This window comes from Acinetobacter sp. OYA S30 (assembly GCF_033599315.1).
GTDB classification, from domain to species: domain Bacteria; phylum Pseudomonadota; class Gammaproteobacteria; order Pseudomonadales; family Moraxellaceae; genus Acinetobacter; species Acinetobacter baumannii.
The window spans coordinates 1-6,324 of sequence record NZ_JAWVAV010000074.1; the positions used below are offsets into that span (position 1 = coordinate 1).

Sequence of the window (6,324 nt, forward strand, 5' to 3'; positions counted from 1 at the left end):
GGCAAGTAATGCATCACTCAGTTTTGTGATTTCGATTATTCCTGAATTGGGACGTGCAAAGCATTGAATCATAATATTACCGGTACGGCGAGTACATGGCTTATCTGCAATACCTGAAGTAAAACTCGGACCGCCTGCAATCGTTAAGCGGCACCATACACCTTTTGTTGGTACAGTAAAGCCTGGTGCATTTGGATACTGAATCCGTTCCTGAGCAATACCTGTAAAGCTTTGCATGCGATCAATAATAGCTTGCCTAGTCTGCTCTAAAGTCATTGCCATTTTAGCCACCGTACTTTTGAGAAATAAAATTAAAAGTGAGGCCATAAATACCTTGTGGCGCTTGATCAGACCAGCCGTTTTCTAAGCGCTCAGCATAAGGCTGGTTATTCTGTATGTAGACCAAATTGCCCAATTTAATCTTTACAGCTTGAATAGCAGCATCTTGAATTGGGTTAGTTTCAGGTCCACGTATGTCATAGTCACCAGATCCAATCGAAACAATATGTGAAGCACGGTATGCACCAGTATCGACGGGACTTAAATTAACTAAAGATTGCACAGTATCCATAACAATATTCTTTACATGCGCTTCTGCTGCTTTAGACACATCAAGACTAAAACTAGTAGGCTTTTTCCCCTTCCATCCCATTGCTCACCTCGCTTGCTTCGTACATTTCGAAAAGGTCTTGAGAGATCGCTTGAATTGAATATGCTTCAAACTCAACACTAGGTTCGCTTTCACCCATTCGCTTCTTTACTATTTGCCAGACATGAACCGCTTCATGTAAAAGCAATCCATAAACTTGAATTCGGTCTTTATCCGCCGTATCACCAATTTGGACGATTGCATATGCGCCATCAGAAAAAGTACTAACTTGCGCATCCGCTCCCATATCCAAAAATTGATCGGCCTTATCCATATCTTCAAATAACAAATCCATGTGTAGTTGATTTCGAGCAAGCGTGTACTGCACATGTTGAAAAGGCGAGATATACCATTCAGGAACATAATCAGGATTAACCACTTTTAGCCCCTACACTTTTCGAAGCTGACATTTCCAGATTGTACTGGCTGGATCTTGTTGAATATGGATAACTCGAAATGAGCCTAAAGCTGTTAGCCATTCATCATCAATTTTAGGTGTCATGGAAACTTCATTTTGAAGCACGGTAGCCTTCTTATCTGTGGCCAGAACTCCAAGTGTTTGGATCTCATATTGATTGTATGAACCGAACAGAACACCACGGCCGGAATAATTTTCTTTAACTTCAACATACGTTTCAGTTTTAGGATCCCAATTTGTTTTTGAGATCCGCTCACATGTAAAGGTATGAACGGCGTCCGCTAAATCATCATTAAATGCTTCGGCAATATCTGCCTGAATTTCGTCACGTAAGCCCATATCATGCCCTGTAAAGTGGTATGCCAAAGCCATTAAAACTTGCATTTGGATCTTTCAAATCAAGTGAATCAATAAAATCAATTGCTATCTGTTCAAAGCTAGAGATTGCTTCAGATCCGTCTTGATATTCTTTTTCTGACTCAACAGAATCAGCTTTAACTTTCTTACGCTTCAACTGCTGGTCTTTGCCGTTATAAATTACCTTGGCCAGAATTCCTTTGATAATTTCACATGCAGCATCTTTAAGAAGTGGATCAATTGGATCTGGTACAAAACCAATTCTGTTTTTCATCCATACATTAGCCAGCTTTACCAGACGAGCTTTATCACTGTCTGGTGCAAAATCGCTGCCCAAAATTGAATTTGCGTCATCTACAGTAATAAAGCTCATTTCATTATTCCTTTGGGATCAGCTTAAGTAGTTCCGCTTTTGAAGCAGAGGGTTTGTAACCAATGTCTTTACTTGCCAAATATTCTTTTAATTGATCGTTGGACCAATTTTCAAAATCATTTGTCGCCGTTTCTGTAGCTGGGTTTTCTGCCGATTTTCCAGCATCCAATTCAGCTATACGCGCTTGCATAGCAGCAACATCATTTTTAAAAGCATCAAATTCTGCTTGAATGCTTACCACTTTTCCTTCAGCCGCTTTAGTAGCATTGTCAGCTTGGAGTACTGCATCTTTTAAACGTGTGTTTTCAGAAATTAACTCTGAACTATCACCATTAGCTTGTTCCAAGATTTCGATTTTCTGTTTAAGTTGCCCGTTTTCTTCAATAACCTTTTCACAGTCAGCTTTTGCTTGATCAATGACTTCTTGCAGCTCTGGAGTAATTCCAACCGCTACATTTACAGTGGCCAAAGTTGTTTTTGCAGGTTCTTCCAATTTACGAACTTCAACTGGAACTTCTAAAGATTCGTAATCCTTTTGAATCTTTGGATAATTACCGTAAATAATTACCTCTTTTGCTTTCAGATTTGGGGTTTCATAATAGTCAGGGTTAGCAATAATACCCGTCTCTAATGCAGCCAGTGCTGCAATGCGTGTATAGATAATCTTCATGGCGCTTTTCTCTTAATAATAAAAAAGAGGGCTTATTAGCCCTCTTACGGTTTTAATTTTTAGGTTTTAACCAGTTGTCGCTGTACCTGATAAATCAAGTAAGGTACCTGCTGTCATTTTGTTGCTGGTTGCATATTTAATCCAGTTAGCACTTGAACCAAGTAATGTAAGATCAGGATTTTCACCTTTCGATGTATCCCAACTATAACCAAGAATATCTAGGTTAAATGCACCTTCAGCACGCATACCGATTGCTAAGTTTTCTTCATCATTGATGTCATAAGCTCGGAAGCCCGGTACTTGTGATTCAGTTACTGTTACAGCACCATACTGCAAGCCAAAAGCATCGTTATCACCTACAGCATCCGTCACCAATACCGGCTTTCCTAAGGTTCCTGGTAAACCACCATAGATAACGATTTCAGATTCACCGTAAATTTGCTTAGTGATAGCATCATCGACAATATCGAAATATGTATCTGAGTTCATCACCCATAAGCCAATTCGGCCAAACTTATCACCAAACTTTCGCATACCACGAGTTAATGCTTTGCGGCCATCAACAACGATACTTCCTTTCGCAACCATATCGGGATTACTAGAAATAGCAGCTTTTAAAGAAGCTAAACTGTACTCTAATCGGCCTGCAACCAATGCATCTGCAAGATCGTAACCAACAACCATAGCAAATTCTTCTGGTGTACGAGCACGGCGCTTAAATGCCTCTTCAGTTGATGCATAAGGACCATATTTATATGGAATTTTTACACCTACAGACTCACCTGCACCGATTTTTTCCGGAGTTACTTTTGCATTGGAGTTCACATCGCGATGTTTAATGCTACCACCAACTTTGTAGAATGCATTTTTATTGAAGTCACCTTGAATGATTTCATTACGATAAATAATCGCACCATTGGAAGCTTCATTAAAAACATTCAAATTGTCTTGTAATCGTTCTAAATAGGCTGTTTGAGCCAGTTGGTTGTAGATGATCATGTCGGAATTAACTGTTGTAGTCATAACTACTTATCTCCAAATATTTAATGATTAGTTCGGTAGTTTTAGGAAGGCATCATTGCCATGTTCTTTGATGTAATCTGCTTTCTGAGAAACAGACATTTCACTGCGTTTCATTCCTGCAGGCGCTCCACCTTTGCCCCCACCTTGAAAACCGCCACCAGTTCCTTTACCACCTTTAAGAATTAAGTCTTTATGCTGGTATCCACCAACCAATGACTCTAAAGCTTCATCAACATTTGCAAGTTCACCCGGGCGGACACGTGAATAAATCTTTTCGCCGTTCGGATCATATGCAACCACTTTGCCTTCTTCGATTTTGAAGTGATGACCAAAGGTTGCCTGAACCATGTCCACAGGTACTGCAATGTTGTCTTGAATGTACTTAGAACGAGCAAAACCACCGCCGATTAGTTCTTTATGTAAAGAGGCTTCTAGTGCGTCACGTTGCTCAACAATCGGAGCATATTTTTCTTCAACTGCCTTGATAGCTTCAGCTTTCACTTTCTCAACTTCACCAGCATCCACCAGCTTTTTATCGTCGAGATTTTGGATTGTTTGTAATGCCTTTTTAGCTGCCGCTGGGTCTTCAATTCCTTCAAAAGCTTTTAATGCTTTTTCGGCTGCTTCTTTGGCTTCACGATGTGTTTTAGCTTCATTGTTTAAGCGTGCAATTGTTGCTACCGAGTGTGGTGCATCATGTGGCATTTCTTTGCCGTCATCATGAATATAGATCGGCTTATCACCGTCTACTTCCGCATAAACTTTACCGTCGATTGTTACTGTTTTAAGTTTCATTGGCCATCCAACCTATATATACAAAATGGGCATCCGCCCGGATTCGCCGTTAGCATCCGCTTTCGGCAGGCAATAAAAAAGCGCCCTTTAGGGCGCTAAATTTCGATTGAAAGCTTAGAAATTTGTTGCAAATAAACGGTAGCCTTCTAGCTCCCAAAGTTTATTTTCGGCTGACTTTTCTGCATTTCCACGAGCCATACGCTCACCAATTTCATCATCAAAGTTTTCAGCATTCACACATGCACTAAAACCCGTTGCTAGAAAAAACTTTCCATCTAAAAATGCATGTACAAAAGTAGATGTCGTGCCTCCGGGGCGTTGCTCTACCGTATAAGTAACACGCTCCATCAATGAATCAATTTGCGCTTTAGTTACTCGGGGTGCCACAGACTTTTCAGCTAACTCTTGCTCTGTTACTTCTTTGATCATTTTCTTCTCACAAAAAAAGCACCCGAAGGTGCTAAGGTTAAAAATTAAGTTCTAATTGATGAGTGCAATCGCTTTTAATCTTTCAAAAGTAAAACCATAAATTGCCATGGCTCTTGAAATCTTAATTTGAAGAAATGGCACCAGAATTAATTTTGTGCTCAGAATATATTGAGCATCTGACATATTGATTTGCTTTTCAGACATTTGTAGTACCTTTAGCTACGTTTACTTTTTATTCCAAACCTCTGATCTAGGTTCATCACCAACTAAGCGGATGCCTTGAGGACCACCTACATCAAATGTTGCCGTGATAGTCGCTGGACCCTCAAAAACACTACAATTCATTTTTACAGAGGTTAATCCAGCTAATGGAATACCTGTTTCCTCGTCACAAAGAGCAAGATGAGAAGATTTATCTGAAACTCTTTTAAGTACCAAATGTCTAACTTTTGATTCACTCATAAGCCAAACTCCATAAATGACAAAAGCGCCATTTGGGCGCTTATATAGGTGAAAATTGTGTCTTAAGTGAGTTTAGAATTACCTGTAATCGGCAATAATTACTCACAGTTAAATCCAGTTCCAACAAGGTCTTTTTTCAAATTTGAAACGAGAGTTTGTTGTTCCTGCTGTTGTCCACTAAGATAATTTTTATCTAGAGTCTCTGCACCATCAATAGATTTATAAAGCTCTTTAGATTCCTCTAAATTGTCTTTTAAAAACGTGGTGAGGTTTAGTTTCGCCTGGGCAGCTCTACATAAATTATTTTTAGCTTCTAAATCTTGAGCAGCCTGTTTTACTTGGCTAGTTGTAGGTTCAAAAGAATATGCATTTGCCATTGCTGACTCCAAAGCTTCAGACAATCGATCATATTCTTTAAGATATTTTTGACTTGGTTCAGCTAAACAAGTGATGGAAATTAGGGTTAGACATACAAAAGCTATTGTTTTCATATTGTATAAATTCTGATGTTTTAAAAAATATAACATAAGAAAAATTACAGACCCAACTTTTTAAAAGCTTTTTCATCCAACTTTCTCAAATCATCTAAGCTATAGAAACGGCCTTCAGGATCAAAGAACTTTTCAAAATCAAATTTCCCATCTTTATAGAGCTTAAAGCGCTTTTGCCCTAGCCACTCCCTTTGAAAGAAATCATCTGTTTTCTTAAAGAACTCTTTGAATGTGGTGTTTGCATCTAACTGTCCTATTAACTGGCTTCGCTCTTCTTTGGGGATGTCTTTAACTCTACGTTCGTCCATTACAAATGGCCGTTCGCCAACAAGTTGACCGTCCTTCTCGACCGGAACCAAGATACTGCGACAGTTAGGATGTAACGGCGGCACTCGCTTTGCCGGATCATTTATTTCCCACACTGAACCATCTAATGAAGCGCAAAGCTTAGAAGTTCGTCCATCTAAAACGCTAACAAATCGGACATATTCAAAGCCAATTTGGTTGAAGCTATTTAGATAGGCTTGATTAGCTACATGACTTCGCACAGTTCTTACCGTTCGCTCAATATCAGTTTTGGTACCATTTAAGATCCCATCTTCATAGTTAAGCCGTTTGGTACCACGAATACGCTGAACAATTTCTTGGTTAGTTTTG

General features: G+C 39.3%; 13 protein-coding genes. All 13 read right to left on the minus strand.

Translation table 11 applies throughout. The annotated features are described in order from the left end of the window. Window positions 1-327, minus strand: a 327-nt coding sequence (locus R5R67_RS18630; protein ID WP_318755129.1) for a phage tail terminator-like protein, incomplete at its 3' end; no start/stop codon positions are given. Further along, the gene (locus R5R67_RS18635; RefSeq protein WP_042791387.1) at window positions 284-652 is read right to left on the minus strand and encodes a hypothetical protein; all 369 of its coding nucleotides are present in this window, start codon (window positions 650-652) and stop codon (window positions 284-286) included. The genes R5R67_RS18630 and R5R67_RS18635, both read right to left, overlap by 44 nt. Beyond that, on the minus strand, window positions 624-1,028 hold the full coding sequence (locus tag R5R67_RS18640) for a hypothetical protein (RefSeq protein ID WP_042791388.1): 405 nt from the start codon (window positions 1,026-1,028) through the stop codon (window positions 624-626). Before R5R67_RS18640 ends, R5R67_RS18635 begins: the two co-directional genes overlap by 29 nt. A 9-nt stretch (window positions 1,029-1,037) precedes the next feature. Continuing rightward, entirely contained in the window at window positions 1,038-1,406 is a 369-nt protein-coding gene (locus R5R67_RS18645) for a glutamate 5-kinase (RefSeq protein ID WP_318755138.1), read from the minus strand. Window position 1,407: 1 nt separating this feature from the next. Then, window positions 1,408-1,797 (minus strand): hypothetical protein, encoded by a 390-nt coding sequence (locus R5R67_RS18650; RefSeq protein ID WP_000008494.1) that lies wholly within the window; start codon window positions 1,795-1,797, stop codon window positions 1,408-1,410. A gap of 4 nt (window positions 1,798-1,801) precedes the next feature. Next, a complete protein-coding gene (locus tag R5R67_RS18655; RefSeq protein ID WP_057089916.1) occupies window positions 1,802-2,467 on the minus strand; it encodes an Ish1 domain-containing protein in 666 nt (221 codons plus the stop codon). 66 nt (window positions 2,468-2,533) lie between these two features. Continuing rightward, window positions 2,534-3,490, minus strand: a complete 957-nt coding sequence (locus R5R67_RS18660; protein ID WP_000214189.1) for a major capsid protein — start codon at window positions 3,488-3,490, stop codon at window positions 2,534-2,536. Window positions 3,491-3,517: 27 nt separating this feature from the next. Continuing rightward, window positions 3,518-4,285, minus strand: a complete 768-nt coding sequence (locus R5R67_RS18665) for a DUF6651 domain-containing protein (protein WP_031950987.1) — start codon at window positions 4,283-4,285, stop codon at window positions 3,518-3,520. Window positions 4,286-4,399: 114 nt separating this feature from the next. Continuing rightward, window positions 4,400-4,714: a Gp49 family protein gene (locus R5R67_RS18670; protein WP_000589039.1), complete on the minus strand. Its 315-nt coding sequence runs from the start codon at window positions 4,712-4,714 to the stop codon at window positions 4,400-4,402. A 51-nt stretch (window positions 4,715-4,765) separates the two neighbouring features. Beyond that, a complete protein-coding gene (locus tag R5R67_RS18675) occupies window positions 4,766-4,918 on the minus strand; it encodes a hypothetical protein (RefSeq protein ID WP_001291451.1) in 153 nt (50 codons plus the stop codon). Window positions 4,919-4,939: 21 nt separating this feature from the next. Beyond that, window positions 4,940-5,176, minus strand: a complete 237-nt coding sequence (locus R5R67_RS18680; RefSeq protein ID WP_000004367.1) for a hypothetical protein — start codon at window positions 5,174-5,176, stop codon at window positions 4,940-4,942. Between the two features lie 98 nt (window positions 5,177-5,274). Then, window positions 5,275-5,703, minus strand: coding sequence for a hypothetical protein (locus R5R67_RS18685; RefSeq protein ID WP_002071295.1), 429 nt, complete (start codon window positions 5,701-5,703; stop codon window positions 5,275-5,277). Between the two features lie 8 nt (window positions 5,704-5,711). After that, on the minus strand, window positions 5,712-6,324 hold a 613-nt coding region (locus R5R67_RS18690), incomplete at its 5' end, for a minor capsid protein (RefSeq protein ID WP_318755136.1).